Raw genomic sequence first — 25,393 nt, forward strand, 5'->3', positions numbered from 1 at the left:
GAAAAAGGGGACGGAGGGGATTAAGTCGCTTCCGCCCCAGATTGACGCAAAGGCCCGGCTTGTCCGGGCCTTCTCCTTTTCAGGCCACGCCGTCGATCAGGCGTTGCAACGCCGGATCACGCGCAGCCAGCACCTTGAACAGCCCCAGTGCGTGCAGACCGGGCAACAGCGCACGCAGGTCGGCTTCGGCGTTGGCACGAACGGCGGGATCACCGGCAGGGTCCTGCCAGTCACGAGCGCTGGCGAGGAAGGCACCGACGCTGCCCTTGCGCACGATGAGACCGTTGATCTGGACGTCGTTCTGGTGGTCGGGAAGGATGTCCTGTGGCTGCATGGCGGAGTACTCCGTTGAAGTGGACTCCAGTCTGTGCACCTGGCGATGACGGTTCTGCCGTATAACGGCCATTCGATATGTCAAATCAGACATCCACTGCATTGATCGACCCCGCGTTGGCCGATGCCGCCGACGGACCGGTGGTGTGGGCGGCCCAGTTGCGCCTGAACGGCCCGCGCCGCACCTCCCGTCACCACCATGCCCGAGGCCAGCTGCTGGGCGCGCATCAGGGCCTGTTGCGGATCGACGTTGGCCACCTGCACTGGCTGCTGCCGGCGGGTCATGTGGCCTGGATACCGCCCTCACTGCCGCACGCACTGGTGAGCGCGGAGCGGTTCGATGGCTGGAGCCTGTACTTCAATGCCGAGGCCTGCCTGGGCCTGCCCGTCACGCCACGCATTCTTCAGCCCAACGCGCTTCTGAAGGCTGCGACGACGCGTGCGCTGCAATGGCCCCCCCCACCACTGGATGCTGTGCAAACGCGACTGGCTGGTGTGATCGCCGATGAGATCGCTGCCAGCACACCGCTGCCGCTGGCCTTGGCCCAGCCACGCGACCGTCGCCTGCGGCGGATCGCCGCTGCATTGGCACGCGCGCCACACGACAACCGCAGCATCGAGGCGTGGGCCATCGCCAGTGGTTTGTCCAGCCGCAGCCTCGCCCGCCGTTGGCTGGCCGAGACCGGCATGACACTGAGCCGCTGGCGGCAACGCCTGCGCGTCCTGCTTGCACTGCCGCAGCTGCTGGCGGGTGAGCCGGTAATCAGCGTCGCGCTGTCGATGGGCTACGACACGCCCGGTGCGTTCATCGGCGTGTTCAAGCGCGAGATGGGGGTGACACCCGCGCGCTACGGAAAAGGGGACGGAGGGAATTAAGTCGCTTCTGCCACGCCCCACACAACTTCGCGGCAATGCCTGATGTCTTCCACAGGCACGGCAGCAGCACTCTGGGCAATCTCCGCACGCGTGGATCCCCATGCCTCGACAAGCGCGCCTGATGTTGGCTGGCCAGCCGTACCACGTAACGCAGCGGGGTGTGAACAAGGGCGCCATCTTCGTTGACGATATAGACCGCCAACTGTTCCTGCACCTGCTGCACAACGCCTTCGTGAAACATCGCGTCGCGCTGCATGCGTACGTTCTGATGGGCAACCACGTTCATCTGCTGGCCACGCCATCCACCCGTCTGGGCCTGGCCAATGCAATGCGCATGCAGGGCAACAGCTATGTCCAGGCGTTCAATCAACGGCATGCGCGCAGCGGCCCGCTCTGGCAGGGGCGCTTCCATTCCTCCATGGTTGACAGCGACAGCTACCTGCTCAGCGTGTATCGCTACATCGAGCTCAATCCTGTCCGCGCCGGCATGACCATCGATCCGGAAGACCATCCATGGTCGAGCGTGCACGGAAACCTGCAACACCGTGATGATCCGATGCTGACGGAGCATCCTGCATTCCACGCATTGGCATTGGAAAGAGAACAGCGCGCGATGCTCTATGCGCGGTTCCTGCACGACCTGGATGCACCGGCGGACCTGCCGGCCATCCGTGCCCACAGCGCGGGACAGCATCCATTGGGAGAGAACGCGTTCCTGCGGATGGTGGAGCAGACGCTGGGCAGATCCGTGGTGCTGCGCAAGCGGGGGCGTCCGCGAAAAGCGGGGACGGGAGGGACAGAAACGACTTAATTCCCTCCGTCCCCTTTTTGCGGGTCAGCCGGAGATGGCCAGGCGTTCGTTGTGGTAGCGGCGCACGGCGGCGAACCACAACACGGCGGCCAGGCCCAGGCTGGCGCCGAGGTAGATCGCCCACACCGAGGGGGTGATGGTCTCGTGGCGGATCACCTTCAGCAGCATCTGGTTCTGCGACAGGAACGGCACCGCGTACTGCCACAGCTGGCTTTTCACCGGATAGGCAATCAGCGCGTAACCCGGCAGCATCGGCAACAGCATCAGCCACGTCATGTGGCTCTGGGCTTCCTTCATGCTCTTGGCCGCAGCGGCCAGGAAGGTCAGCAGCGAGGTGCCGATCAGCAGCATCGGCAGCATCACCAGCAGCATCTGCACCATCGCCATGATGTTCATGTTGAGCTGGCGGCCGATGTTGCCCGGCGCGATCTGGGCACTGACCTTGAACGCGATCAGGGTCAGCAGCAGCGACGCGAAGCCGACCATGCAGGCGGCGGCGATCTTGCCGCTGACGATGGCGCTGCGCGAACCCGGCGTGGCCAGCAGCGGTTCAAGAGACTGCCGCTCGCGCTCGCCGGCGGTGGTGTCCATCACCAGATAGGCGCCGCCCAGGAACGAGGTCAGGGTCAACAGGATCGGCAGCAGTGCCGACAGCATCAGGCCGCGCTTGGCTTCGGCACTGGCCATGTCCTGGCTGGCCATGTCCAGTGGCCGTGCAACCTGGGCATCGATGCCACGCGCCATCAGCCGCAGCGCACCGACCTGGCCGTTGTAGGTGGCCAATGCCGCCTGCAGGCGCGCAGTGGGCACCTCCGCGGCACGCCGCGTGCTGTCACGGATCACCTCCACCAGCGCCGGCTTGCCGTCGGCCCAGTTGCGGCCGAACTCCGGGCTGATGCGCAGCGCCACGTCGATCTCCTGCGAGCGGATGGCCTCGGCCAGATCCTTCGGCGCGGCAGTGGCATTCAGTCCCTGGGCGGCCAGGAAGCGGACCAGGTTCGGTGCGTGCTCGGCACCGATGGTGGGAATCTGCAGCGGCTGCTCGATCTGGGTGCGCACGCGGCTTTCAGACAGCTTGCCCATGCCCAGGATCAGCAGCGGGTACAGCAGCGGGCCGAACAGCAGGGTCAGCGCCAGTGTGCGGCGGTCGCGCGACAGGTCACGCAGCTCCTTGCGCATCACCGTCATCAGGGTCGACATCATGCTCATGCGTGCAGGCCCTCTTCGCTGCCGATCAGTTTCACGAACGCGTCTTCCAGGTTGGATTCGCCGGACTGCGCGCGCAGTTCATCGGCACTGCCGGCGGCCATCACCGTGCCCTTGGCGATGATCACGATGTGGTCGCACAGCGCGCCCACCTCCTGCATGATGTGGCTGGACAGGATCACGCAGCGGCCTTCCTCGCGCAGGCCCAGCAGGAAACGGCGCAGTGCGCGCGTGGTCATCACGTCCAGGCCGTTGGTGGGTTCATCGAGGATGACGTTGCGCGGGTCGTGCACCAGCGCACGGGCGATGGCGGTCTTGGTGCGCTGGCCCTGCGAGAAGCCATCGGTCTGGCGGTCGAGGATGTCACCCATGTCCAGTGCATGCGACAGCACTTCGATGCGCTCGCGGATGCGCTGCGCGGACAGGCCGTGCAGTTCACCGAAGTAGGCGATGTTCTCGCGCGCGGTCAGGCGCTTGTAGACGCCGCGCGCATCGGGCAGCACGCCAAGATGGCGCCGCACTTCCACCGGGTCGCGGGCGGCGTCGATGCCGTCGACGCTGATGCTGCCCTGGTCGGGTGTCATCAGCGTGTACAGCATGCGCATGGTGGTGGTCTTGCCGGCACCATTGGGGCCGAGCAGGCCGGTGATCTGGCCATCGGCGGCACGGAAACCGACGTTGGACACCGCCTGGATACGGCCGGTGCGGGTGTCGAAGGCCTTGTGCAGGTTGTCGGCGACGATCATGGGGTCCATCCGTTGAACGAGGTGAACGCCGGCACGTAGCTCAGCGTATCCAGGCAGCTGGCATCGAGCGCCTTGGCATCGGTGGTGTCGATGAACTGGCCAAGCAGGCGCGGCATGCAGCCGGCGTTGAGCGTGCCATGGCCCTGCCCGCGGGCGACCAGCGCACGGCCATTGGGCAGGCCCTTGAGCACCTGTTCGGCATAGCGCGGCGGGGTGACCGGATCCAGCTCACCGGAGAGCAGCAGCACCGGCAGGTCCGACTTCAGCGGCGCGGTCAGCGCGGCCGGTGCCGGCTGGTGCGGCCACACCGGGCAGGCCGCGAAGAACGCACGTGCCGCTTCGGCACCGAACAAGGCGTCATCGCTCTCTGCCGGGGCCTGGAAGCGCGGCGCATCCTCGCTGCAGATCACCGACCACTGCATGCCACGGTTGATCTGGAAATCCATGCTGCGGGTCGCGCCGCGCACCAGCGAGGCCAGCGGTGCGTATCGGCCTTGCGCCGCTTCATCCAGCACCAGCGGCAGCAGCGAAGAATATTCGGGCACGTAGGAGAATGCGAAGGCCAGGCCGACCACGCTGTCCGGAGTCAGCACGTCCTGGCGGGGCGCATTGGTGCCGGGATCGCGGTAATCGACCGTGACCGGCGCACGCCGCAGGGTCTCGGCCACGGCGCGCAGCTGTTCCCGGGTATCGACCGGGAACCGCTTGCTGCAGGCGGCATCCTTGCGGCACTGCGCCGACTGCAGGGTGATCGCGTTGTCGAACGTGCGGGCAAACTCGCCGCCGACCACCAGGTCGTTGGGCACCACGCCATCGATGACCAGGCTGCGGGTGTGCTGCGGGTAGGCGATCGCGTAGCGCTGGGCGACGCGCGTGCCGTAGGAACCACCGACCAGGTTCAGCCTGTCCACGCCCAGCGCCTGGCGTACGGCGTCCAGATCGGCGATGGCCTCGGCGGTGGTGTAGAAGCGTGCGTCGGCGCGCCCCTGCAGCGAGGCTGCGCAGCGCTGCGCGTAATCGCGCAGCGAGGCCTCGGTGGGGGCCGCGTCCTCGTCCATCTGCAGTTCCTTGCCATCCGCGCCCAGGCAGCTGAGCGGGTTGGAACCGCCGGTGCCGCGCTGGTCGATCAGGAACACGTCGCGCTGCTTGCGCACCTGGCGCAGCGCGCTGTCGACGATGACCGCCACTTCGCTGGCGGCCTGCCCGGGGCCACCGGCCAGGAAGAACACCGGATCAGGCTGGCCGGCTCCGCTGCTGCCCGATTCCAGCCAGGCGATGCGCAGGTCGATCTGGCGGCCGCCGGGGTGGGCGCGGTCCTCCGGCACCTGCAGGGTCGCGCACAGGGCTTCGACATTGGCGCTGGCACCCTCGGTGGACAGCGTGCAGGGCTGGAAATCGATGGCGCCGAAGCGGCGGCTCGGGGCGTCGCTGGCGCCCCGGGTGTCGGCTGACGGCGGCTGGCTGCAACCGGCAAGCATCAGGCTGGCCAGCATTCCGGCCAACGCGAAGTGGTGTCTTTGCATCGTGCTTGTTTCCCCTGGAGGACGTTCCTGTCGACCACGACGGGCTGCCGCGGAAGATGTGACCCAACTTACACGGGCACGGCCTCGACGGCGATGGGAAACGGCGAAATCGCCGCTGCCGGTGCGCAGGCCAGCTGATCGCGCCCGGCGGCCTTGGCCTGGTACAGCGCCGCATCGGCGGCGGCCAGCAGCGTGGACAGGTCACCCTGCCCTTCGTCCATGGCCAGTCCCAGGCTGGCGGTGACCGCAACCGGCCCCGTCGCCAGCACTGCCGGGTGCCGTTGCAGGCGGGTGCGGATCACCGCCGCCAGCATGACTGCGTCGCTCGACGTGCTGCCCGCCAGCACCAGCACGAATTCCTCGCCCCCATAGCGGCCCAGCAGGTGCGTCCTTCCCTGCGTGCAGTGCTGCAGCACGGCAGAGAAGTGGCGCAGCACCTGGTCACCGGCCAGGTGCCCCCAACGGTCGTTGATCTGCTTGAAATGGTCGACATCGACCAGCAACAGCGCCAATGGGCGGCCCTGCTGGCGGAAGCGCTGCAGCTGTGCCTGGCCATCGGCCAGTACCGCGCTGCGGTTGAGCAGGCCGGTCAGGCCATCGGTACGCGCCGCGTGCCGCAGGTCGACCAGCATGCGCTCGACCAGCAGCAACACCATGGCGAAGCAGCGCGCCAGCTCCAGCATCACCCCGGCAATGTAGGTGACGAACATCGGCGAGCCGGTGCGCATGATGTCCTCGCCGGCGTCGGGCGCCACCGGCAGGAACAGGCGCACGGCATACAGCGTGGCTTCGGCCAGGAACACCACCGCCGCCAACCGGCAGCTGGTGCGTTGCTGCGCGGGCGCATGGCGCAGCAGCAGCCAGGCAATCCAGCCATCGACGATCAGTGCGAACACACTGAACACCTGCAGGCGCATGTGCAGGTCCGGCCAGAGCACCAGGAAGGCGAAAATGCAGGCCATGAATGCCGCCGCCATCAGCAGCGGCCGCCACAGCGGCAGTGGCTGCTGCAGGTGCAGCGCCACCCCGCGCAGCATCATCAGGCCACAGCCGGCCATCGCTGCATTGCCGGCCAGCACCGCAGGCGCCAGCGGCAGGTAGGGCCGCAGTGCCAGCAGGGTCACCCCCAGCGTCAGCAGCCACAGGCTGATGGTCCACTGCCGCAGTACCGGTTGCCCGCGCAGCACGACCAGCAGCAGCGAGAAGCCCACGGCGATGCCGATGCAGAGCAGGAAGCCAAGCACGGTGATGGTGGGGAAATCCAGGGACATGCGGCGCTCGTCGGCCGGGGCGGCGCGCGCATCTTAGCGCCTTGCCTGGCGATGCCTGCGGGGTTCCGTGGCCCGGTGCGGATGCGAGGTCGGAAAACGGCGAGCAATGCCACCGATGCACACGCAGAATCCGCGCAAACCCAAGGAGCTGCCCATGCACGCGTGGTACCTCGGTGGCCTCGACCACCGCCCTTTCCAGCACCTGTTCGAGAAGAACGACACGGCGCTTGCCGCGCTGGGCATCCAGCGCCGCTGGGCGGGCGACGGCGGCGGCCATCCCTGCCGGATCAGCCTGAGCGACCCGCCCAGTGGCAGCGAACTGCTCCTGCTGTCGCACGTCCATCTGCCCCTGCACTCGCCCTATCACGCGTCCGGCCCGATCTTCGTACAGCGCGGCGTGACCCGGTGCGTGCTGCCACCCGGCGTAGTGCCTCCCTATGTGCAGCGGCGGATGATCTCGGCGCGTGCCTACGACCGGTCTGCGCTGATGCTGGGTGCCCAGGTCTGTGCGGGTACCGAGGTCGCCGCGCAGCTGGATGCGCTGTTCGCCAACGCGGCGGTGGCGTTCGTGCAGTTGCACAACGCCGCGCATGGCTGCTTCTCGTGCCAGGCCGACAGGGTCGATGCACAGGCCGCGTAGCGAGGCCTCCATGACGTGATCGACGCCACGCCGATCGCGTGACGCCCAGCGCATCCGTTCAGCCCCACGTGAAGCCTGCGGGAAGGGCTTCACATGCGCAGTCACGGATCGGAACGTCCACGGTTCCACACCCAGCAGGGCGACTCGATACTCGCCGGGGTGGCGCCGGAAGTCCGCCGCGCGGCGCAGTTCCTGCGGTCACCGCTCCCTTTCGACGACCACAAGGATGCGCCATGTCATTCCGATCCACACCGCTGTTGCTGGCCACCTCATTCGCTGCTGCGGGCCTGGCCCTGGCCGGCACCGCGTTCGCCCATGGCACCATGACTACGCCGGTCAGCCGCGTCTATGCCTGTTTCCAGGGCAACCCGGAGAACCCGACCAACCCGGCCTGCGCCGCCGCAAAGGCAGTGGGCGGTTCGCAGGCGTTCTACGACTGGAACGGCATCAACCAGGCCAATGCCAACGGCAACCACCAGGCCGTGGTCCCTGACGGCAAGCTGTGCAGCGGCAACAACCCGACCTTCCGCGGCCTGGATCTGGACCGCAGCGACTGGCAGACCACGCCGATCCAGCCCGATGCCAACGGCAGGTTCACCTTCGTGTTCAAGGCGACCGCGCCGCACGCCACGCGCGACTGGCGCTTCTTCGTCACCCGCGACGGCTGGCAGCCGGGCAGCCCGCTGCGCTGGGCCGACCTGCAGGAGTTCTGCACGCTGGGCAACACGCCGCTGTCGGCCGATGGCACCTACAAGCTGCAGTGCACGCTGCCGCAACGCAGCGGCCAGCACGTGATCTACAACACCTGGCAGCGCTCGGATTCGACCGAAGCGTTCTACACCTGCATGGACGTGCGATTTGAAGGCACCGGCGGTGGCACCACGCCGGTACCGCAATGGCAGGATGCCGGCCCGGTGACCGCACGCGGCGAACTGCCGGTCGGCACCACCCTGGCCCTGCGGGTGTTCAACGCCAATGGCAACGACGTCGAACGCGTGGAGGCGACGCTGGCCAGTGGCCAGACCGCGCCGGCGCAATGGCCGTTGGCGCTGGCGCGCAAGGTCAATGCCAGTGCCCAGCATGCGCGCGTGGGTGTACTCAGCAACGGGGTGATCACACCCGCCGCGTCAGCCACCGGCAACCGGGTGTACCTGAAGAACGGCAACCGCTTCCAGCTCGACACCCAGCTGCCGGACCCGGGCACGCCCTCGCCGGGCGGCGATTTCGATCATGTGTACCCCGCCGGCATCGGCAGCTACCTGCCCGGCCAGACCGTGGTGAAGGGCAGCGACGGCAAGCTGTATGCCTGCCGCCCGTTCCCGGAAGGCGCCTGGTGCAACGTCAACGCCGAGGCGTACCGGCCCGGCGTGGGCGCGGCCTGGCGCGATGCCTGGATCGCATACTGAGATCGGATGCAGGGAACGGTGCCGGAGCACCGTTTCCTGCAAATCGTGAAACGCACTGGCTTGCAAGCGTGAAGTCGTTCGCACTCGAGATCACGCACCTCTTTTTTCAAAGTAATCCGATGGATACAGGCAGTCGGCATACCGAGACTTCACCGGGTTCCACCACCCACAGGAGATCTCCATGCATCTGTCCCACCGGGCCGTCCTCGCGCTGTCCGTGATCGCCGGCGTAGCCGCTTCAGGCAGCGCGTTCGCCCACGGCACCATGTCCAAGCCATCCAGCCGTGTCTATTCCTGTTACCAGGGCAACCCTGAAAACCCGACCAACCCGGCCTGTGCGGCAGCCAAGGCCATCGGCGGCGCGCAGCCGTTCTACGACTGGGCCGGCATCAACCAGGCCAACGCCAACGGCAACCACCAGGCCGTGGTGCCCGATGGCGAGCTGTGCAGTGGTGGCAACAGCAAGTACCGCGGGCTGGATCTGAACCGCACTGACTGGCAGACCTCACCGATCCGTGCCGACGCGCGCGGTCGCTATACCTTCGAATTCAAGGCACCGGCACCCCACGCCACCCGCGACTGGAAGTTCTACGTCACCCGCGAGGGCTGGCAACCGGGCAGCCCGCTGCGCTGGGCCGACCTGCAGGAGTTCTGCACGCTGGGCAACGTGCCGCTTTCCGGCGACGTCTACAAGCTGGACTGCCCGTTGCCCAAGCGCAGCGGCCAGCACGTGATCTACAACACCTGGCAGCGCGCCGATTCGACCGAAGCGTTCTACACCTGCATGGACGTGCGCTTTGAAGACGGTGGCGGCGTGACCCCGCCCCCGCAGTGGCAGGACGCCGGCCCGGTCACTGCCCGTGGCGCGCTGGAAGTGGGCACGACCCTGACCCTGCGCGTGTTCAATGGCAACGGCAACGACCTCGAACGCCCGGAAATCACCCTGGTTGCCGGCCAGACCGGCGCGACGCAGTGGCCGCTGGCCCTGGCCCGCAAGGTCAACGCGAGCGCCCAGCATGCCCGCGTGGGTGTGTTGAAGAATGGCGTGATCACGCCGGTGGCATCGGCTACCGAGAACCGCGTGTACCTCACGCCAGGCCATCTGTTCCAGCTCGATACCCGGATGCCGGATCCGGATCCGGTCGATCCGCCGCCTGGCGACTACGACTTCGTGTACCCGGCGGGTATCGGCAGCTACATCCCGGGCCAGACCGTGGTGAAGGGCACCGATGGCAAGCTGTACGCCTGCCGCCCGTTCCCGGAAGGCGCCTGGTGCAACATCAATGCCGAACCCTATCGCCCGGGTACCGGCTCTGCCTGGCGCGATGCCTGGATCGAGTACTGAGTCACGGCACCGGGGGCGGCGTGATGCCGCCTCCGGTGGGCATTTCAAGGCGCCATGAGGTTGCCGGCCAGCGGCCGGCACTACCTTACTTACTTGCTGCTGACGTACTTCTCGCGGCGGATCTGCGGGTTGCCCAGGCCGGCGGCCTTGAGCAGCTCGGCACAGGCATCGACCATGTCCGGGTTGCCGCACAGGTAGGCGATGTCGGTGGCCGGGTCCGGGGTGAAACCGGCCAGCGCCTGCTGCACGTAGCCGTGCTGTACGTCCGGATGGGGATCGGCTGGCAGTTCGCGCGACAGGCACGGAACATAACGGAAGTTCGGGTGCTTTTCGGCGAAGCTGTAGAAGTCTTCGCTGTACAGCAGTTCGCCCGGGCTGCGCGCGCCCTGCAGCAGCACGATCTGCACGCCGCGCTCGGCCATGGCCGTCTCCAGCAGCGGCAGCATCGAGCGGTACGGGGTGACGCCGGTGCCGGTGGCGATCAGCAGGTAGCGGCCGTTGTGATCGCCGGGATTCAGGCAGAAGCGGCCGTAGGGGCCGGACGCGCTGACCTGGCCACCGTCCTCCAGCGCCTCGAACAGGGCCGTGGCGGCACCGCCGGGCACGAAGCTGACCGCGATATCCACCGCCTCGCCCGGGCCCAGCGCGTGGTCGTGGATGGTCGCCAGCGAATAACTGCGCTTGGTCTCGGTGCCGTCGGCGTAGCTGAAATGGACCTGGATGAACTGGCCGGGCTGGAAATCCAGCGGCTGTCCGTCATCACGCACGAACTGGTAGTGGCCGACGGTCGGGGCCAGCATGCGGCGGCCGACCAGCTTGAGGGGGAATTGAACAGGCACGACTTTTCGGGACAGTGTGTAGCCGGGGCAAGCCCTCGGGGTCTTCTATAATAGCCCCTCCCCGCCCCCTCTCCAGCGCCAGCCCATGGGCGCGAAGGCTTCGAGCTTGGCATCCCTGAATGAAACGGCGCCCGCCCTGCGCGTGCGCGACCTGCGCAAGACCTACGACAACGGCACCCAGGCCCTGAAGGGGGTTTCCCTGGAAGTGGCCCCGGGCGACTTCTTCGCCCTGCTCGGCCCCAACGGCGCCGGCAAGTCGACCCTGATCGGCATCATCAGCTCCCTGGTCAACCTCAGCGAGGGCCAGGTGGAGGTGTTCGGCAGCGACCTGGTGCGCAACCGCAGCGCCACCATGCGCCTGATCGGGCTGGTGCCGCAGGAGATCAACTTCAACCTGTTCGAGAAGCCCTTCGACATCCTGGTGAACTACGCCGGCTTCTACGGCGTGCCGCGCGAGGAAGCCGAGCAGCGCGCCGAAGAGGAACTGAAGCGGGCGCACCTGTGGGAGAAGGCCCAGGTGATGAGCCGCACGCTGTCCGGTGGCATGAAGCGCCGGCTGATGATCGCGCGCGCGATGATGACCCGCCCGCGCCTGCTGATCCTGGACGAGCCGACCGCCGGCGTGGACATCGAGATCCGCCGCGACATGTGGCGCGTGCTCAAGGAGATCAACGCGGCCGGCACCACGATCATCCTCACCACGCATTACCTGGAAGAAGCCGAGTACCTGTGCCGCCACCTGGCGATCATCAACCACGGCCAGATCGTCGAGCAGGGCCCGATGCGCGCGCTGCTGGCCAAGCTGGACGTGGAAGGCTTCCTGCTGGACATCGACGGTGAGCTGCCCGCGCAGCTGCCGGTGATCGAGGGCGCGACCCTGACCGCACCGGACCCGCACACGCTGGACATCGACATGCCGCGCGCGATGGACCTCAACCGCGTGTTCGCCACGCTCAACGAGGCCGGCATCCGCGTGCGTTCGATGCGTACCAAGAGCAACCGCCTGGAGGAGCTGTTCGTGCGCCTCACCGGCAACCTGGAGACCTCCGCATGAGCACCACCGAGCTGACCGACGGCCAGCGCAACCGCGTCGCGCTGATGACCATCGTGCGCCGCGAAGTCGCCCGCATCATGCGCATCTGGGGCCAGACCCTGGTGCCGCCGGCGATCACCATGACCCTGTACTTCCTGATCTTCGGCAACCTGATCGGGTCGCGCGTGGGTGACATGGGCGGCTACACCTACATGCAGTTCATCGTGCCGGGCCTGGTGATGATGAGCGTGATCCAGAACAGCTACGGCAACATCAGCTCCTCGTTCTTCGGCGCCAAGTTCGGCCGCCACGTGGAGGAACTGCTGGTCAGCCCGATGCCGAACTGGGTGATCCTGTGGGGTTACGTGGCCGGTGCCGTGCTGCGCGGCCTGATGGTGGGCGTGATCGTGCTGATCATCGCGATGTTCTTCACCCCGGTGCGCATCCCGCACCCGATCGTGATGCTGACCACGGTGATCCTGGGCGCGACGATCTTCTCGCTGGCTGGCTTCATCAACGCGGTATATGCGAAGAAGTTCGACGACGTGGCGATCGTGCCGACCTTCATCCTGACCCCGCTGACCTACCTGGGTGGCGTGTTCTATTCGGTGAAGCTGCTGCCGGGCTGGGCCGAGGCGGCCACGCACGCGAACCCGATCTTCTACATGGTCAATGCGTTCCGCTATGGCCTGCTGGGCAGCAGCGATGTACCGCTGCCGATGGCCTACGGGCTGATGATCGGTTTCGTGGTGGTGCTGACGGCGCTGGCGCTGTGGCTGCTGCGCCGTGGCGTGGGCATGCGTAGTTGAGTTCTGCGCGCAGGGCCTGCGGCCCTGCACCCGCCGAATCAACGTCAACTTCAACGGCAAAAGCTGACTTTCCGTGGGATGGCGGGGTGGCATGGCCCGCTCTTGGTGGGTGTCGACCTTGGTCGACACGATGGATCCACGCCAGGCGTGGACAAAGTATTACCCGTAGAGCCGAGCCCATGCTCGGCTCTTTTTTGCCTGCAATCTCCGGCACAATCGCAGGCCTGATTCCCCCAGAAACGGTGAACGTGCAATGCGCATCCTGATTCTCGGTGCCGGCGGTACCGGCGGTTACTTCGGCGGCCGCCTGGCCCAGGCCGGCGTGGACGTGACTTTCCTGGTCCGCCCCGCACGCGCCGCCCAGCTGGACCGCGACGGCCTGGTCATCCGCAGCCCGCTGGGCGATGCCAGCTTCCCGGTGCAGCATGTCACTGCCGACGCCCTGCCCGCGCTCGCCGCGCAGCGACCGTTCGATCTGGTCATCCTCAGCTGCAAGGCCTACGACCTGGACAGCTCGATTGACGCCATCGCCCCTGCGGTGGGCGCAGACACCACCGTGCTGCCGATCCTCAACGGCCTGCATCACTACAACGTGCTGGACGCGCGCTTCGGCCGCGACGCCGTGCTCGGTGGCCTGTGCTTCATCAGCGCCACCAAGGCGCCCGATGGCGCGGTGCTGCATCTGGGCAAGCCGGCCAAGCTCACCTTTGGCGAGCGTGATGGCGGCGCGATCTCCGCGCGCGTGCAGGCCTTCGCCGCCGCCTGTGCGCAGGCCAGCCTCGAGCATCTGGCCAGCGAGCACATCGGCCAGGAGCAGTGGATCAAGTACACCTTCCTGACCGCGTTGGCTGCCGCCACCTGCCTGCTGCGCGCGGATATCGGCAGCATCGTCGCCACCGATGATGGGCAGGCCATCGTGCGGGGGCTGTACGACGAATGCCTGGCCGTGGCCGAGGCCGCCGGTGAGCCGGTTCCCGATGCTGCGCAGGAGACCGCACGCGGCACGCTGACCCAGGCGGGTTCAGCGCTGAAGGCGTCGATGCTGCGCGATCTGGAAGCCGGCCAGCAGGTGGAGGCCGAACAGATCGTCGGCGACATGTTGGCGCGCGCACGCAAGGCCGACCAGGAAGCCCTGCTGCTGCAGGTCGCCTACAGCAGCCTGCAGGCCTACCAGGCGCTGCGCAGCGCGTGAGCCTCCCCTCGCCCGCGGGTACCTTGCCCACAAGGGTGCTGATCCTCGGGTTGGGCTGGAGCGGACGCGCGCTGGCCGCGCAGCTGCAGGCACGGGGCGTGCATGTGGCCGGCACGGTGCGTGATCCGGCGTCGGCACCGCACGACGGCGTGCGGCGCCATCAACTGCGCGCCGACGCGACACTGTCACCGGCCCTGCTCGACGAAATGGCGCAGGCCGACGCCGTGTTGTGCAGCGTGCCACCCGACGCTGAAGGCGATCCTGCACTGCGCCTGTTGCTGCCGGCACTGCAGGCCAGCCCCGAGCTGCGCTGGGTCGGCTATCTGTCGTCAACCTCGGTGTACGCCGATCGCGCCGGCGGCTGGATCAACGAAACCAGCGTGGCGGACGCCACCGAAGCCGCCGGCCAGCAACGCAGGCAGGCCGAAGCACAATGGCGTGCACTGGCCGAACAACGCGGCATCGCTTCGGCGGTGTTGCGCCTGCCCGGCCTGTATGGGCCTGGACGCAATGCGCTGCTGCAGCTGGCACAGGGGCGCGCACGCCATGTGGTGCGGCCTGGCCTGGTGTTCAACCGGCTGCACGTGCAGGACCTGGCGGCGGCGATCATCGCTGCGATGCAACGGCCCACGCCCCACGCCACGTACCTGCCGGCCGATGACGAGCCGGCACCGCCGCAGGACGTGCTGGCCTTCGCCGCGCAGCTGGGCGGGTTTGCCATGCCGCCTGCCGTGGCGTGGGACGACCCGCGATTGAGCCCGACCTTGCGGCGCTTCTACGAAAGCAACAAGCGCATCGACAGCCGTGGCACGCGTGAAGCGCTGGGCTGGGAGCCGCAGTTTCCGACCTATCGCGAAGGGCTGCGCGCATTGACTGATACGGATCTTCGCGGTTGAACCGGTAGTGCCGGCCGCTGGCCGGCAGCACCGTCTGATTGCCGGCCGCTGGCCGGCACTACCGGATCAACCGGCGTCGGGCAGGCGGAAGAACGCACGGGTCGCTGCGGTCGCGTTGGCTGCGGTCACCGCCACGTCTTCGCCTCGGTCGCGTGCCAGTTCTTCCACGATGTGCGAGAGGAACATCGGCTCGTTGCGACGGTCCTTCGGCAGCGGCTTCAGCGTGCGCGGCAGCAGGTACGGCGCATCGGTTTCGATCATCAGGCGGTTGGCCGGGATGTTCTTCACCAGCTCGCGCAGGTGTGCGCCCCGGCGCTCATCGCACAACCAGCCGGTGATGCCGATGTACCAGTCCTGGTCCAGGTAATCGAACAGTTCATCGCGTTCGCCGGTGAAGCAATGCACCACCGCCGGACCGATGCGGCCTTCGAAGTTCTTCATCTGCGCCATGAAATCCGCGTGCGCGTCGCGCTGGTGCAGGAACAGCGGCTTTCCATTGTCTGCGGCCAGCTGCAGCTGGCGTTCGAACGCGCGATGCTGGGCGGGGCGCGGCGAGAAATCACGGAAGTAGTCCAGCCCGCACTCGCCCACCGCCACTACTTCCGGGTGGGCATGCAGCGCGCGCATCTCGGCGTCGCACTCTTCGGTGTACTCCACCGCGTGATGCGGGTGCACGCCGGCGGTGGCGTACAGGAAGCCCGGATGCTGCTGCGCCAGCTGCAGGGCCAGCGGCGAGTGCTCGCGACTGGCGCCGGTGATCACCATCTGCACCACGCCGGCCTGGCGCGCGCGGTCCAGTACGGCATCGCGGTCGCGGTCGAAGGAATCGTGGGTGAGATTGGCGCCGATATCGATCAGGTGCATGGTCATCGCGGGGGAAAAGTGCCCGCGCATTGTACCTGCGCCCGCCGTGGCCCCTTATCCTTTGCACATGAACGCCCCGCTCTTCCCGATCTCCCCACTGCTGCCCCAGATCCAGCAGCACCTGGCCGCACAGCCGCGGCTGGTGCTGGAAGCGCCGCCGGGCGCCGGCAAGACCACCCAGGTGCCGCTGGCGCTGCTGGATGCGCCGTGGCTGCAGGGACGGAAGATCATCCTGCTGGAACCACGCCGAGTGGCCGCGCGCAGCGCGGCGCTGTTCATGGCGCGGCAGCTGGGCGAAGAGGTGGGCGGCACGGTCGGCTACCGCATCCGCTTCGAGAACAAGGTCTCGGCGCGCACCCGCATCGAGGTCGTCACCGAAGGCATCCTGACCCGCATGCTGCAGGACGACCCGATGCTGGAACAGGTCGGCGCGATCCTGTTCGACGAATTCCACGAACGCCACCTCAGTGGTGACCTTGGCCTGGCGCTGGCGCTGGACGTGCAGGCACAGCTGCGCGACGACCTGCGCCTGGTGGTGATGTCGGCCACGCTGGATGGCGAGCGCCTGGCCCGCTTCCTCGATGCACCGCGCTTGAGCAGCGAGGGCCGCAGCTACCCGGTGGCGATCAGCCATTTCCCGGCGCGTCGCGACGAAGCACTGGAACTGCAGGTGCGCCGCGCGGTGCAGCAGGCGCTGGCAGAACACCCCGGTGACCTGCTGGTGTTCCTGCCTGGCCAGCGCGAGATCGCGCGCGTGCAGGCGGGCCTGCAGGAATCACTGGATGTCGGCGTCGAAGTACTGGCCCTGCACGGCGAACTGCCGGTGGAGCAGCAGGCACGCGTCCTGCAGGCGGCCAGTGATGGTCGCCGCCGCGTGGTGCTGGCCACCAACGTGGCCGAATCCTCGGTGACCCTGCCCGGTGTGCGCGTGGTGATCGACAGCGGCCTGGCACGCGAACCGCGCTACGACCCCAACAGCGGTTTCACCCGGTTGGATGTGGTCGCCATTGCGCAGGCCTCGGCCGACCAGCGCGCCGGCCGAGCCGGGCGCGTGGCCGAGGGCGTGGCCTGGCGGCTGTGGCCGCAGTCGCAGCGGCTGGAACCACAGCGCCGTGCCGAGATCGACCAGGTGGAACTGGCCGGGCTGGCACTGGAGCTGGCGGCCTGGGGCAGCAGCGACCTGCGCTTCCTCGACCCGCCGCCGGCCGGCCCGATGGGCGCGGCACGCGAACTGCTGCAACGACTGGGCGCGCTGTCCGAGTCCGGCGCGATCACCGCGCTCGGTCGCCGCGTGCTGGCGCTGGGCACGCATCCGCGGATGGCGGCGATGCTGCTGGCCGCACCGGATCCACGTGCGCAGGCACTGGCGGCCGATCTGGCCGCGCTGCTGGAGGCACGCGATCCGCTGCGCCAGGGCGGTGACGCGTTGGCGGCACGCTGGCGGGCGCTGGCGGCGTTCCGCAATGGCCGTGCGCCGGGTGATGCCAACCGCAGCGGGCTGGCCGCCATCGATGCGGCCGCCAAGCAGTGGCGCCGACGCCTGCGCTGCGAGGCCACCCCGCCCTCCAGCATCGAAGCGCATGAACTGGGTGACCTGCTTGCGCATGCCTTCCCCGACCGCATTGGCGTCCAGCACCCCAACGATCCGCTGCGCTATCTGCTGGCCAATGGCCGCAGTGCACGCCTGCACGAACTGAGCGACCTGCGCGGCGAACCCTGGCTGGTAGCCAGCGAGCTGCGCTTCGAGGCGCGCGATGCGCTGCTGCTGCGCGCCGCACCGGTGGATGAAGGCCAGCTGCGCACGGCGTGGCCGGAACGCTTCGTGACCGAAGATGTGGTGCGCTGGGACAGCGAGCGTCGCGCCCTGGTGGCGCTGCGCGAGACCCGTTTCGACCGCATCGTGCTGGACAGCCGCTCGGCCGGCCGTGTCGATCCGCAGCAGGCTGCGCAGGCGCTGACCGACGCGGTGGCCGAGCTCGGCCTGCAGGCGCTGCCGTGGACCGAAGGCCTGCGCCAGTGGCAGGCACGGGTGGAATCGCTGCGACGCTGGATGCCGGAGCTGGAACTGCCCGATTGCAGCGACGCCGCCCTGCTGGCCAACCGCGCGCAGTGGCTGCAACCCGCGTTCGCCGGAAAGAGCCGCCTGGATGCGCTGGATGAAGCCAGCTTCGGCGAGGCGCTGAAGTCGCCCTTGGAGTGGTCACAACGGCAGCAGGTCGAACGCCATGCGCCGACCCGCATCACCGTGCCTTCCGGACTGGAGCGGCCGATCACCTATGCGCTGGACAGCGAGAACGGCGAACCGCAGCCGCCGGTGCTGGCGGTGAAGCTGCAGGAACTGTTCGGCCTGGCCGACACCCCACGCATCGCCGAGGGCCGCGTGCCGTTGACCCTGCACCTGCTCTCGCCCGGCGGCCGCCCGCTGCAGGTCACCCAGGACCTGCGCAATTTCTGGGAAAACACCTACGCCGAAGTGAAGAAGGAAATGAAGGGCCGTTACCCGCGTCATCCGTGGCCGGATGATCCGTGGAGGGCCACCGCCACGCACCGGGCCAAGCCGCGCGGGACCTGACCGGTCGTGCCGGTTGCAGACCCTGCCTGATCCTGAATGGCTGCGCTGGGGTCACGCCACGCACGGCCCCGCCTGACATACCGTTTACGGACAACACGCGACACTGGACTTCGACCCGAGGCAAAGGACCCCCGCATGAGCAAGCTGACTGTAATCACCGACCGCGCCCTGGAGCGCGCCCTGGAGCTGGCCCACACCGCCGGCGATGGCCTGAAGAGCGCCGGTGGCAGCCTGCGCAATGCGGACTGGATCAAGACCGGTGCCGCCATCGGCGCAGTGAAGACCGGCGGCAAAGCCGCCACCAAGTTCGTGCGCCGCAACCCGGCAGTGGCCGTGGCCGCAGCCGCCGTGGGTGTCGGCCTGCTGGGCTATGCGCTGTACCGCAAGCAGCAGAAGAAGAAGGCCGCCAATGGCCATGTGGTGAATGGGCAGGCACAGCGCATCAGCGCACGTGACCGCCGCAATGCCACCGTGGTTGACGAGCATAGCGATATCGGCAGCGACGCCTGAGGCATTGCGCGTTGCCAGGGCCGGACCGCTTCCACGGGAGGCGCTCCGGCCCTTTCCGTTTCTGCGGTGCGTTCAGCCGATCTGCCGCCATTGCCCCGGCTGCAGGTCGTCCAGCCGGTACGGCCCCATCGCCACCCGCACCAGCCGCAGCGTCGGCAGGTTCACCGCTGCGGTCATCCGCCGTACCTGGCGATTGCGGCCCTCGCGGATCGTGATCGCCAGCCACGCATCGGGCACGGTCTTGCGGAAGCGCACGGGCGGATCACGAGTCCACAGCGAGGGCGCCGGATCGAGGCGTTCGATCTTCGCCGGCAGGGTCGGCCCGTCATTGAGCAGCACGCCGTCGCGCAACTGCTGCAGCTGTTCGTCGCTGGGCGTTCCCTCCACCTGCACCCAGTAGGTCTTGTCGGCCTTGTGCTTCGGGTCGGTGAGCTTGTGCGCCAGCGTGCCGTTGTCGGTCAGCAGCAGCAGGCCCTCGCTGTCGTGGTCCAGGCGGCCGGCGGCGTACACCCGCGGCGGCAGGCCGAATCCCGCCAGGGTCGGCCGCGGCGGCACGCTGCGGTCGGTGAACTGGCAGAGCACGTTGAAGGGCTTGTTGAAGGCAATCAGCATCGCGGGTGCGGCAGGCGGTGGGTACGGCATTGTCCCATTCCCGCGCCGCCGCCGCGATCACCGCCGGCTCAGCCGAACACCTTCCATTCCAGCAGGAACGACCCCAGCACCAGCGCGATGCCGCACGCCGCGATGATGTTGGCGCGGCGCCGCAGGTGTGCGGAGGGCGGGCGGGCGCTGCGTGCACGTTCTTCCAGCAGGATGCCGGCGAACAGCACTCCGAAACCAGCGGCCCCGACCAGGTCGTGGGCGTGGCCGCCGTAGAACACGAAATCGATCAGCCGCGTCAGCACCAGTACCGCGACGGCGATGTAAAGGATCTTCTTCAACAGTCCATGTCCTTGAATACGATTGAACCCCGGCGCGCGCGGTGAGCCGGGCATGGGCCCGGCTCCATGGTGGGCACTCCGCGCGGGCAATGCGGCGTGCCGCCTTACGGCTTGATGAAGCGCAGGGTCATGCGGTCGCTTTCGCCGATTGCCTGGTACTTCGCGTCGTCGGCCTTGTCATGCTGGTTGGTCGGCGGCAGCGTCCATACGCCGTTCGGGTGGTCCTTGGTGTCGCGCGGGTTGGCGTTGACCTCGCTGCGTGCGTCCAGCTTGAAGCCAGCCGCCTCGGCCATCGCAATCACCTGCTGCTGGCCGACGTAGCCGGTGTCATCGTCGTCGGCCACATCGGCCTTGGCGCGATGCTCGACCACGCCCAGCACGCCACCCGGCTTGAGCACGTTGAAGAAGCCCTGGAACATGCCCTGCGCCTGGCCGGCCTTGCGCCAGTTGTGCACGTTGCGGAAGGTCAGCACCACATCGGCTGAACCGGCCGGGCCGAACACCGGCTTCGCCGGGTCGTAGGCGACCACGGCGGTCTTGCCGAACTGTGCCGGTGCAGCGGCGTACTTCTTTTCCAGGCTGTCGCGGCTGCGCTGCTGGTAATCACGGCCACGGCCTTCGGGCACCGCCATCGGATCGACCACGGCGGCAACGTAGTGGCCCTTGTCATGCAGCAGCGGCGCCAGGATTTCCGAGTACCAGCCATTGCCGGGGGTGATCTCGATGACGGTCTTGTCAGGCGCGACCTTGAACAACGACAGCGTCTGCGCGGGATGACGATAGGTGTCGCGCTTGACGTTGTTGGCATCGCGGGTGGGCGCCTTCACCGCCGCATCGATGGCCGGCGAGACCTGGATCTTCGCCGGTGCCACCGTGGCCGGTGCGGCGAATGCGGGAACAGCGGCGAGCAGGGCCGAGGCAAGCAGCAGGCGGCAACCACGCAGGGACGAAGCAGGCATCATCGGGGCGACTCCAGCGGAAGATGCGGCGAGACTAGCAGTCGCGGCGTCCCAGGTGTTCACAAAACGTTAGCCGGAGGCGCGCGGCGGAACACTGTTTTGTGGTCGCCGCCGCAGCGCGGTCACACAGCGCGTTCTATTCTGGAGCACTTCCCCCAAGGAGTCCGTGCCCATGACGGCAACCCGCGAACTGGGCCGTTCCGGCCTGCATGTACGTCCGCTCGCCTTCGGTGGCAACGTGTTCGGCTGGAGCGCCGATGAGAAGGCCAGCTTCGCCCTGCTCGATGCCTTCGTCGACGCCGGCTTCAACCTGGTCGACACCGCCGACGTGTACTCGGCGTGGGTGCCGGGCAATGCCGGCGGCGAATCGGAAACGCTGATCGGCAGATGGTTTGCCCGCAGCGGCAAGCGTGACAAGGTGGTGCTGGCGACCAAGGTGGCCAAGTGGGCCGAGCGCCCCGGCCTGACCCCGGACAACATCAATGCCGCCGTCGAGGATTCACTGCGCCGCCTGCAGACCGACGTGATCGACCTGTACCAGGCCCACGAGGATGACGAGTCGACGCCACTGGAAGCCACGCTTGCCGCGTTCGGGCGGCTGATCGAAGCCGGCAAGGTGCGCGCCATCGGTGCCTCCAACTACAGCGCCACGCGCCTGGCCGATGCGCTGAAGGTGTCCACCGACTACAAGCTGCCGCGTTACGAAACCCTGCAGCCGGAGTACAACCTGTACGACCGCGCCGGCTACGAGAAGGAACTGGAACCGTTGGTGCAGCGCGAGCAGATCGGCGTGATCGGTTACTACGCGCTGGCCAGTGGCTTCCTCAGCGGCAAGTACCGCACCGCGGCCGATGCGGCCAAGAGCCCGGCGCGGGGCGAGAACGTGGTGAAGCGTTACCTCAACCCGCGCGGCCTGCGCATCCTGGAGGCGCTGGATGATGTGGCCAGCAAGCACAACGCCAGCGCCGCGCAGATCGCGCTGGCCTGGCAGATCGCGCGGCCGTCGATCACCGCGCCGATCGTCAGCGCCACCAGCGTCGAGCAGCTGCACGACCTGCTGGCGGCGGCCAACGTGTCGCTGAGCGTGCAGGATGTCGCGCAGCTGGATGCCGCCAGCAAGGAATCTTGAGACCCGGTAGTGCCGGCCGCTGGCCGGCATGACACGTGCGTCGAAGAAAATAATTGAACAAAATGGTTGCGCACGACTAAATCGTGGTTTATCGTGCGCACCTCGTTTCAACAACCACTGGAAACTTCCCTTGAACGCGCATTCCGTCGCCATCGCCAAGCTGCTGCCATGCCTTCGCATGGACCTGCTGGCGCGCGCGTTCGGCAAGGACGTCCAGCTGACAACGGCCTGATACCCGCCCTGCGGAGATCGGCCACCCCGATCTCCGAGGCCTGACGACGCCCTCGGAACGCAAGTCCCGGGGGCGTTTTCGTTTGCGTCGGCACAAGGACCCGCGATGCCAGAACTGCACCCCGCGCGGCAGCCCGCCGCGCACTGACCCAGGTTTTCCCGCCCCGCCGAAGGATTTACTTCGCGCGAACGGCGACGCCTGGACATTATCTGCATCGCACCCGAACATTATCGCTCGCGATAATGTCGGCGGCCTGCACCCTCGATTTTCCAACGGTCCCGTTTCCACCACGGGCTGGTGCGCGCGGCATTGCCGTGGCGTATGCCGGAGGTCGCGGACAGGCCATCGCCTGGATCGCCTGCTGGACGCAGGCGCCGGTTCGCCGGTACGCGGTTCGATTCCGCGCGGTTCCCAACTGGATAGCTCAGCTTGGTCAGAGCAACGGATCCCTAATCCGTCTGTCGTGGGTTCGATTCCCACTCCAAACCACATGACCTGTCACGTCATGACTTGAAGCAACACCCGGGGCGCAAGCCCCAGCGGCCATCGCCGCCTTCCCTGCCACCGCCTTCGGGCGCGGCCAGGAAGGCAACGGACCACACGCCGGGCCCTGGCCCGTCGCCACCTGCTGCTCCGCTCCGCACCGGTGCTGCCTGCCGGCAACGACGATGGCACGGGTGATGACGCGCCGCAGGCTCCGCATGCGGACCGTCCCGCGATGGCCGCCCTCTTCCGCGGGCTGCACACGCTGTGCAGCCGGCCACGCCACGACCTGATCGGCCCGGGTCATGGCGTTTCATCGCATCGGGTCGAACCACCAGAGCCATACAAGGAGAGATTCCCATGTTCTGGACCATCAAGGTCGTGATCGGCGACGGCGAGCGCGGCCTGGTGTATCGCAACCGTCGTTTCCAGCAGATCCTGCTGCCGGGCGTGCACCGCCTGTCGCCGTTCGGCGGCCGCCCGCAGGTGGACATCCACACCGCATCGAAGGGCGCGGCCTACACCGGCAGCGACCAGGACAGCCTGATCGAGGCACTGGGCGCGACGCTGGGCACGCACTTCGTGCTGGCCAATGTCGGCGCCACCGAGGTCGGCCTGTTGCTGCGCAATGGCCGCATCGATGAAGTGTTGCCGCCGGGCAGCCGCCGCCTGTATTGGCGGGGTTCGGTCGACACCCAGGTGCGGGTGATGGCCCTGGGTGACGAGCCGCGCATCGCGGTGGACGTGCAGCAGCGCCTGGGCCAACTGGGTGTGCTGCCGCGTGTGGCGGTGATCAGCACCGTGCCGAGCGAGTCGGTCGGCCTGCTGTTCATCGATGGCACGCTGCGGCAGACGCTGGACGCCGGCCTGCACGCGTTCTGGAACTTCAACGGCAACGTGTCGGTGGAGCGCGTGGAGCTGCGTGCACGTTCGCTGGACGTGTCCGGCCAGGAGCTGCTCAGCCGCGACAAGGTGACCCTGCGGGTGAACCTGGCCGCGACCGTGCAGGTGGTTGACCCGGTGCGCGCACACCGCACGCTCAGCAATGCCGACGAGTTCGTCTACCGGCAACTGCAGTTCGGCCTGCGCCAGGCGATCGCCGCGCGCAGCCTGGACGAGCTGCTGGGCGACAAGGCGGCACTGGACGGCGAGATCGCCGCGCATGTGCAGGCGGCGATCGAGGGCCACGGCGTGCGGTTGCTCGGCGTCGGCATCAAGGACGTGATCCTGCCGGGCGAGATGAAGGAGATCCTCAACGGTGTGGTGCTGGCCGAGAAGCAGGCCCAGGCCAGCGTGATCCGCCGGCGCGAGGAGGCCAATGCCACGCGTTCGCAGCTCAACACCGCAAAGCTGATCGAGGACAACCCGGTGCTGATGCGCTTGAAGGAGCTGGAGGCGCTGGAGAAGGTCACCGAGAAGATCGACACGCTCACCGTGTTCGGCGGCCTGGATGGCGTGCTGAAGCAGCTGGTGACGATCAGGTAGGGGGTAGCGGCGGCGCAGGGACGCGCCGCCGGCCCATCAAGGACATACACGAAAACATGGACACTCAACACAACTATCAATGGCTGCACGCCGAGGGCACCACGCCGATCAAGGGCTGGGTCAACGGTGTGCCGCTGGAAGCACAGGCGCATGAGCAGCTGCGCAACATCGCCGCGATCCCGTTCGTCGGGCCGTGGGTGGCGGTAATGCCGGACGTGCACCTGGGCAAGGGCGCGACCGTGGGCTCGGTGATCCCGACCCGCGGCGCGATCATCCCGGCCGCGGTCGGCGTCGACATCGGCTGTGGCATGGCCGCCGTGCGTACCACGCTGCGCGCCAACGACCTGCCCGATGACCTGCGGCAGCTGCGCAACAGCATCGAGCGCAGCATCCCGGTCGGCAACGGCCGCGGCGGCGAGCACCAGCGCATGCCCGACAGCATCAACACCCGGCTGGTGCAGTCCGGGCTGGCCGTCGGCCTGGAGAAGATCAAGGACAGGCACCGCAGGATCCGCACCGACAAGCTCGACCGCCAGCTGGGTACGCTGGGCGGCGGCAACCACTTCATCGAACTGTGCCTGGACGAGACGGACACGGTGTGGGTGATGCTGCACAGCGGCTCGCGTGGCACCGGCAACCTGATCGGTACCTACTTCATCGAGAAGGCGCGCGAGGAACTGGCGCGGCGCGTGCTCGGCTTCCACCTGCCGGACAAGGACCTGGCGTTCTTCATGGAAGGCGAGCCGCTGTTCGATGACTACGTTGAAGCGGTGTCGTGGGCGCAGGACTACGCCCGGCAGAACCGCGAGGCAATGATGTCGCGGGTGCTGGCCGAGATGCGCCACCGGCTGCCGAAGTTCCAGCTGGCAGCGATGGCGGTGAACTGCCACCACAACTACGTGCAGAAGGAGACGCACCACGGCCAGGAGCTGCTGGTGACGCGCAAGGGCGCGGTCAGCGCGCGCGCGGGCGAGCTGGGCATCATTCCCGGCAGCATGGGCACGCGCAGCTACATCGTGCGTGGCAAGGGCAACGCGGACAGCTTCCACAGCTGCAGCCACGGTGCCGGCCGGGTGATGAGCCGTGGCACTGCGCGCCAGCAGATCACGCTGGCCCAGCACCGCGAGGCGACCGCGCATGTGGAATGCCGCAAGGACAGCGGCGTGCTGGACGAGTCACCGGCCGCATACAAGTCGATCGACGACGTGATGGCCGCACAGCTGGATCTGGTCGACGTGGTGCACACCCTGCGCCAGGTGCTGTGCGTGAAGGGATGAGGGAACGGTGCCGGC

24 protein-coding genes and 1 tRNA gene are annotated in these 25,393 nt (G+C 67.7%); 15 read left to right on the plus strand and 10 right to left on the minus strand.

Features of this window, described 5'->3' with window-relative positions:
- Nucleotides 1–79: 79 nt before the first annotated feature.
- Nucleotides 80–334 carry a hypothetical protein gene (locus N440_RS17355; RefSeq protein ID WP_133935872.1) on the minus strand — a complete coding sequence of 85 codons (255 nt, stop codon included), beginning with the start codon at nucleotides 332–334 and terminating at the stop codon, nucleotides 80–82.
- Nucleotides 335–411: 77 nt separating this feature from the next.
- Between N440_RS17355 and N440_RS17360 the strand changes: the two genes are divergently transcribed.
- Both N440_RS17360 and N440_RS17365 read left to right on the plus strand, forming a co-directional pair.
- Complete coding sequence (locus tag N440_RS17360; protein WP_133935873.1) at nucleotides 412–1,209, plus strand: helix-turn-helix transcriptional regulator; 798 nt, start codon at nucleotides 412–414, stop codon at nucleotides 1,207–1,209.
- Nucleotides 1,210–1,309: 100 nt separating this feature from the next.
- Nucleotides 1,310–2,020 carry a transposase gene (locus N440_RS17365; protein ID WP_133935874.1) on the plus strand — a complete coding sequence of 237 codons (711 nt, stop codon included), beginning with the start codon at nucleotides 1,310–1,312 and terminating at the stop codon, nucleotides 2,018–2,020.
- A gap of 24 nt (nucleotides 2,021–2,044) precedes the next feature.
- Here the strand turns inward: N440_RS17365 and N440_RS17370 are convergent, their stop codons facing one another.
- The 4 genes from N440_RS17370 to N440_RS17385 form a co-directional block, all read right to left on the minus strand.
- Nucleotides 2,045–3,229: an ABC transporter permease gene (locus N440_RS17370; protein WP_049455978.1), complete on the minus strand. Its 1,185-nt coding sequence runs from the start codon at nucleotides 3,227–3,229 to the stop codon at nucleotides 2,045–2,047.
- Nucleotides 3,226–3,972, minus strand: a complete 747-nt coding sequence (locus tag N440_RS17375; RefSeq protein WP_040006902.1) for an ATP-binding cassette domain-containing protein — start codon at nucleotides 3,970–3,972, stop codon at nucleotides 3,226–3,228. Before N440_RS17375 ends, N440_RS17370 begins: the two co-directional genes overlap by 4 nt.
- Nucleotides 3,969–5,495, minus strand: coding sequence for an alpha/beta hydrolase (locus N440_RS17380; protein ID WP_133935875.1), 1,527 nt, complete (start codon nucleotides 5,493–5,495; stop codon nucleotides 3,969–3,971). The genes N440_RS17375 and N440_RS17380 overlap by 4 nt, the downstream gene beginning before the upstream one ends.
- A 68-nt stretch (nucleotides 5,496–5,563) precedes the next feature.
- Nucleotides 5,564–6,766 (minus strand): GGDEF domain-containing protein, encoded by a 1,203-nt coding sequence (locus tag N440_RS17385; RefSeq protein WP_133935876.1) that lies wholly within the window; start codon nucleotides 6,764–6,766, stop codon nucleotides 5,564–5,566.
- Nucleotides 6,767–6,920: 154 nt separating this feature from the next.
- On the opposite strand from N440_RS17385, the gene N440_RS17390 reads away from it, so the two are divergent.
- The 3 genes from N440_RS17390 (at nucleotide 6,921) to N440_RS17400 (ending at nucleotide 10,157) form a co-directional block, all read left to right on the plus strand.
- Nucleotides 6,921–7,406, plus strand: coding sequence for a DUF1203 domain-containing protein (locus tag N440_RS17390; protein WP_133935877.1), 486 nt, complete (start codon nucleotides 6,921–6,923; stop codon nucleotides 7,404–7,406).
- 233 nt (nucleotides 7,407–7,639) lie between these two features.
- Entirely contained in the window at nucleotides 7,640–8,812 is a 1,173-nt protein-coding gene (locus tag N440_RS17395) for a lytic polysaccharide monooxygenase (RefSeq protein WP_133935878.1), read from the plus strand.
- A gap of 181 nt (nucleotides 8,813–8,993) precedes the next feature.
- On the plus strand, nucleotides 8,994–10,157 hold the full coding sequence (locus N440_RS17400; protein ID WP_133935879.1) for a lytic polysaccharide monooxygenase: 1,164 nt from the start codon (nucleotides 8,994–8,996) through the stop codon (nucleotides 10,155–10,157).
- A gap of 89 nt (nucleotides 10,158–10,246) precedes the next feature.
- On the opposite strand, the gene N440_RS17405 is transcribed toward N440_RS17400, so the two are convergent.
- Nucleotides 10,247–10,996 (minus strand): ferredoxin--NADP reductase, encoded by a 750-nt coding sequence (locus N440_RS17405; RefSeq protein ID WP_133935880.1) that lies wholly within the window; start codon nucleotides 10,994–10,996, stop codon nucleotides 10,247–10,249.
- A gap of 85 nt (nucleotides 10,997–11,081) precedes the next feature.
- Here N440_RS17405 and N440_RS17410 point away from each other — a divergent pair, with 85 nt between their 5' ends.
- The 4 genes from N440_RS17410 (at nucleotide 11,082) to N440_RS17425 (ending at nucleotide 14,926) form a co-directional block, all read left to right on the plus strand.
- Nucleotides 11,082–12,050 (plus strand): ABC transporter ATP-binding protein, encoded by a 969-nt coding sequence (locus N440_RS17410; RefSeq protein WP_006428385.1) that lies wholly within the window; start codon nucleotides 11,082–11,084, stop codon nucleotides 12,048–12,050.
- A complete protein-coding gene (locus N440_RS17415; protein ID WP_008267475.1) occupies nucleotides 12,047–12,838 on the plus strand; it encodes an ABC transporter permease in 792 nt (263 codons plus the stop codon). Before N440_RS17410 ends, N440_RS17415 begins: the two co-directional genes overlap by 4 nt.
- 253 nt (nucleotides 12,839–13,091) lie before the next feature.
- Nucleotides 13,092–14,030 carry a 2-dehydropantoate 2-reductase gene (gene panE / locus N440_RS17420; RefSeq protein ID WP_053451121.1) on the plus strand — a complete coding sequence of 313 codons (939 nt, stop codon included), beginning with the start codon at nucleotides 13,092–13,094 and terminating at the stop codon, nucleotides 14,028–14,030.
- Nucleotides 14,027–14,926 (plus strand): NAD-dependent epimerase/dehydratase family protein, encoded by a 900-nt coding sequence (locus N440_RS17425; RefSeq protein WP_133935881.1) that lies wholly within the window; start codon nucleotides 14,027–14,029, stop codon nucleotides 14,924–14,926. The genes panE and N440_RS17425 overlap by 4 nt, the downstream gene beginning before the upstream one ends.
- Before the next feature lie 66 nt (nucleotides 14,927–14,992).
- On the opposite strand, the gene N440_RS17430 is transcribed toward N440_RS17425, so the two are convergent.
- On the minus strand, nucleotides 14,993–15,790 hold the full coding sequence (locus tag N440_RS17430; protein WP_133935882.1) for a TatD family hydrolase: 798 nt from the start codon (nucleotides 15,788–15,790) through the stop codon (nucleotides 14,993–14,995).
- Nucleotides 15,791–15,857: 67 nt separating this feature from the next.
- Here N440_RS17430 and hrpB point away from each other — a divergent pair, with 67 nt between their 5' ends.
- Both hrpB and N440_RS17440 read left to right on the plus strand, forming a co-directional pair.
- Nucleotides 15,858–18,362 carry an ATP-dependent helicase HrpB gene (hrpB, locus tag N440_RS17435; protein ID WP_133935883.1) on the plus strand — a complete coding sequence of 835 codons (2,505 nt, stop codon included), beginning with the start codon at nucleotides 15,858–15,860 and terminating at the stop codon, nucleotides 18,360–18,362.
- Nucleotides 18,363–18,497: 135 nt separating this feature from the next.
- The gene (locus tag N440_RS17440) at nucleotides 18,498–18,872 is read left to right on the plus strand and encodes a hypothetical protein (RefSeq protein WP_008266133.1); all 375 of its coding nucleotides are present in this window, start codon (nucleotides 18,498–18,500) and stop codon (nucleotides 18,870–18,872) included.
- Between the two features lie 72 nt (nucleotides 18,873–18,944).
- On the opposite strand, the gene N440_RS17445 is transcribed toward N440_RS17440, so the two are convergent.
- The 3 genes from N440_RS17445 to N440_RS17455 all read right to left on the minus strand — a co-directional run bounded on the left by N440_RS17445 (nucleotide 18,945) and on the right by N440_RS17455 (nucleotide 20,775).
- A complete protein-coding gene (locus tag N440_RS17445; protein WP_008264992.1) occupies nucleotides 18,945–19,484 on the minus strand; it encodes a pseudouridine synthase in 540 nt (179 codons plus the stop codon).
- 68 nt (nucleotides 19,485–19,552) lie between these two features.
- Nucleotides 19,553–19,813 carry a hypothetical protein gene (locus tag N440_RS17450; protein WP_133935884.1) on the minus strand — a complete coding sequence of 87 codons (261 nt, stop codon included), beginning with the start codon at nucleotides 19,811–19,813 and terminating at the stop codon, nucleotides 19,553–19,555.
- A gap of 104 nt (nucleotides 19,814–19,917) precedes the next feature.
- Entirely contained in the window at nucleotides 19,918–20,775 is an 858-nt protein-coding gene (locus N440_RS17455; RefSeq protein WP_133935885.1) for a class I SAM-dependent methyltransferase, read from the minus strand.
- Nucleotides 20,776–20,944: 169 nt separating this feature from the next.
- Here N440_RS17455 and N440_RS17460 point away from each other — a divergent pair, with 169 nt between their 5' ends.
- From N440_RS17460 to N440_RS17475, 4 genes are all read left to right on the plus strand, one after another.
- Nucleotides 20,945–21,901, plus strand: a complete 957-nt coding sequence (locus tag N440_RS17460) for an aldo/keto reductase (RefSeq protein WP_133935886.1) — start codon at nucleotides 20,945–20,947, stop codon at nucleotides 21,899–21,901.
- Between the two features lie 647 nt (nucleotides 21,902–22,548).
- Nucleotides 22,549–22,622: transfer RNA gene (locus tag N440_RS17465), tRNA-Arg, on the plus strand.
- A 354-nt stretch (nucleotides 22,623–22,976) separates the two neighbouring features.
- Nucleotides 22,977–24,101, plus strand: coding sequence for a slipin family protein (locus tag N440_RS17470; RefSeq protein ID WP_049457716.1), 1,125 nt, complete (start codon nucleotides 22,977–22,979; stop codon nucleotides 24,099–24,101).
- 56 nt (nucleotides 24,102–24,157) lie between these two features.
- Entirely contained in the window at nucleotides 24,158–25,378 is a 1,221-nt protein-coding gene (locus N440_RS17475; protein WP_133935887.1) for an RtcB family protein, read from the plus strand.
- Nucleotides 25,379–25,393 lie beyond the last annotated feature (15 nt).

Origin of the sequence: Stenotrophomonas sp. CC22-02, assembly GCF_004365115.1 — a bacterium.
Taxonomy (GTDB): domain Bacteria; phylum Pseudomonadota; class Gammaproteobacteria; order Xanthomonadales; family Xanthomonadaceae; genus Stenotrophomonas; species Stenotrophomonas forensis.

What these genes read in the sequence shown, in the direction of transcription:
- N440_RS17355 (WP_133935872.1), bottom strand. Translation starts at nt 334, where the DNA reads ATGCAGCCACAGGACATCCTTCCCGACCACCAGAACGACGTCCAGATC.
- N440_RS17360 (WP_133935873.1), top strand. Translation starts at nt 412, where the DNA reads ATGTCAAATCAGACATCCACTGCATTGATCGACCCCGCGTTGGCCGAT.
- N440_RS17365 (WP_133935874.1), top strand. Translation starts at nt 1,310, where the DNA reads ATGCCTCGACAAGCGCGCCTGATGTTGGCTGGCCAGCCGTACCACGTA.
- N440_RS17370 (WP_049455978.1), bottom strand. Translation starts at nt 3,229, where the DNA reads ATGAGCATGATGTCGACCCTGATGACGGTGATGCGCAAGGAGCTGCGT.
- N440_RS17375 (WP_040006902.1), bottom strand. Translation starts at nt 3,972, where the DNA reads ATGATCGTCGCCGACAACCTGCACAAGGCCTTCGACACCCGCACCGGC.
- N440_RS17380 (WP_133935875.1), bottom strand. Translation starts at nt 5,495, where the DNA reads ATGCAAAGACACCACTTCGCGTTGGCCGGAATGCTGGCCAGCCTGATG.
- N440_RS17385 (WP_133935876.1), bottom strand. Translation starts at nt 6,766, where the DNA reads ATGTCCCTGGATTTCCCCACCATCACCGTGCTTGGCTTCCTGCTCTGC.
- N440_RS17390 (WP_133935877.1), top strand. Translation starts at nt 6,921, where the DNA reads ATGCACGCGTGGTACCTCGGTGGCCTCGACCACCGCCCTTTCCAGCAC.
- N440_RS17395 (WP_133935878.1), top strand. Translation starts at nt 7,640, where the DNA reads ATGTCATTCCGATCCACACCGCTGTTGCTGGCCACCTCATTCGCTGCT.
- N440_RS17400 (WP_133935879.1), top strand. Translation starts at nt 8,994, where the DNA reads ATGCATCTGTCCCACCGGGCCGTCCTCGCGCTGTCCGTGATCGCCGGC.
- N440_RS17410 (WP_006428385.1), top strand. Translation starts at nt 11,082, where the DNA reads ATGGGCGCGAAGGCTTCGAGCTTGGCATCCCTGAATGAAACGGCGCCC.
- N440_RS17415 (WP_008267475.1), top strand. Translation starts at nt 12,047, where the DNA reads ATGAGCACCACCGAGCTGACCGACGGCCAGCGCAACCGCGTCGCGCTG.
- panE (WP_053451121.1), top strand. Translation starts at nt 13,092, where the DNA reads ATGCGCATCCTGATTCTCGGTGCCGGCGGTACCGGCGGTTACTTCGGC.
- N440_RS17430 (WP_133935882.1), bottom strand. Translation starts at nt 15,790, where the DNA reads ATGCACCTGATCGATATCGGCGCCAATCTCACCCACGATTCCTTCGAC.
- hrpB (WP_133935883.1), top strand. Translation starts at nt 15,858, where the DNA reads ATGAACGCCCCGCTCTTCCCGATCTCCCCACTGCTGCCCCAGATCCAG.
- N440_RS17440 (WP_008266133.1), top strand. Translation starts at nt 18,498, where the DNA reads ATGAGCAAGCTGACTGTAATCACCGACCGCGCCCTGGAGCGCGCCCTG.
- N440_RS17445 (WP_008264992.1), bottom strand. Translation starts at nt 19,484, where the DNA reads ATGCTGATTGCCTTCAACAAGCCCTTCAACGTGCTCTGCCAGTTCACC.
- N440_RS17455 (WP_133935885.1), bottom strand. Translation starts at nt 20,775, where the DNA reads ATGATGCCTGCTTCGTCCCTGCGTGGTTGCCGCCTGCTGCTTGCCTCG.
- N440_RS17460 (WP_133935886.1), top strand. Translation starts at nt 20,945, where the DNA reads ATGACGGCAACCCGCGAACTGGGCCGTTCCGGCCTGCATGTACGTCCG.
- N440_RS17470 (WP_049457716.1), top strand. Translation starts at nt 22,977, where the DNA reads ATGTTCTGGACCATCAAGGTCGTGATCGGCGACGGCGAGCGCGGCCTG.
- N440_RS17475 (WP_133935887.1), top strand. Translation starts at nt 24,158, where the DNA reads ATGGACACTCAACACAACTATCAATGGCTGCACGCCGAGGGCACCACG.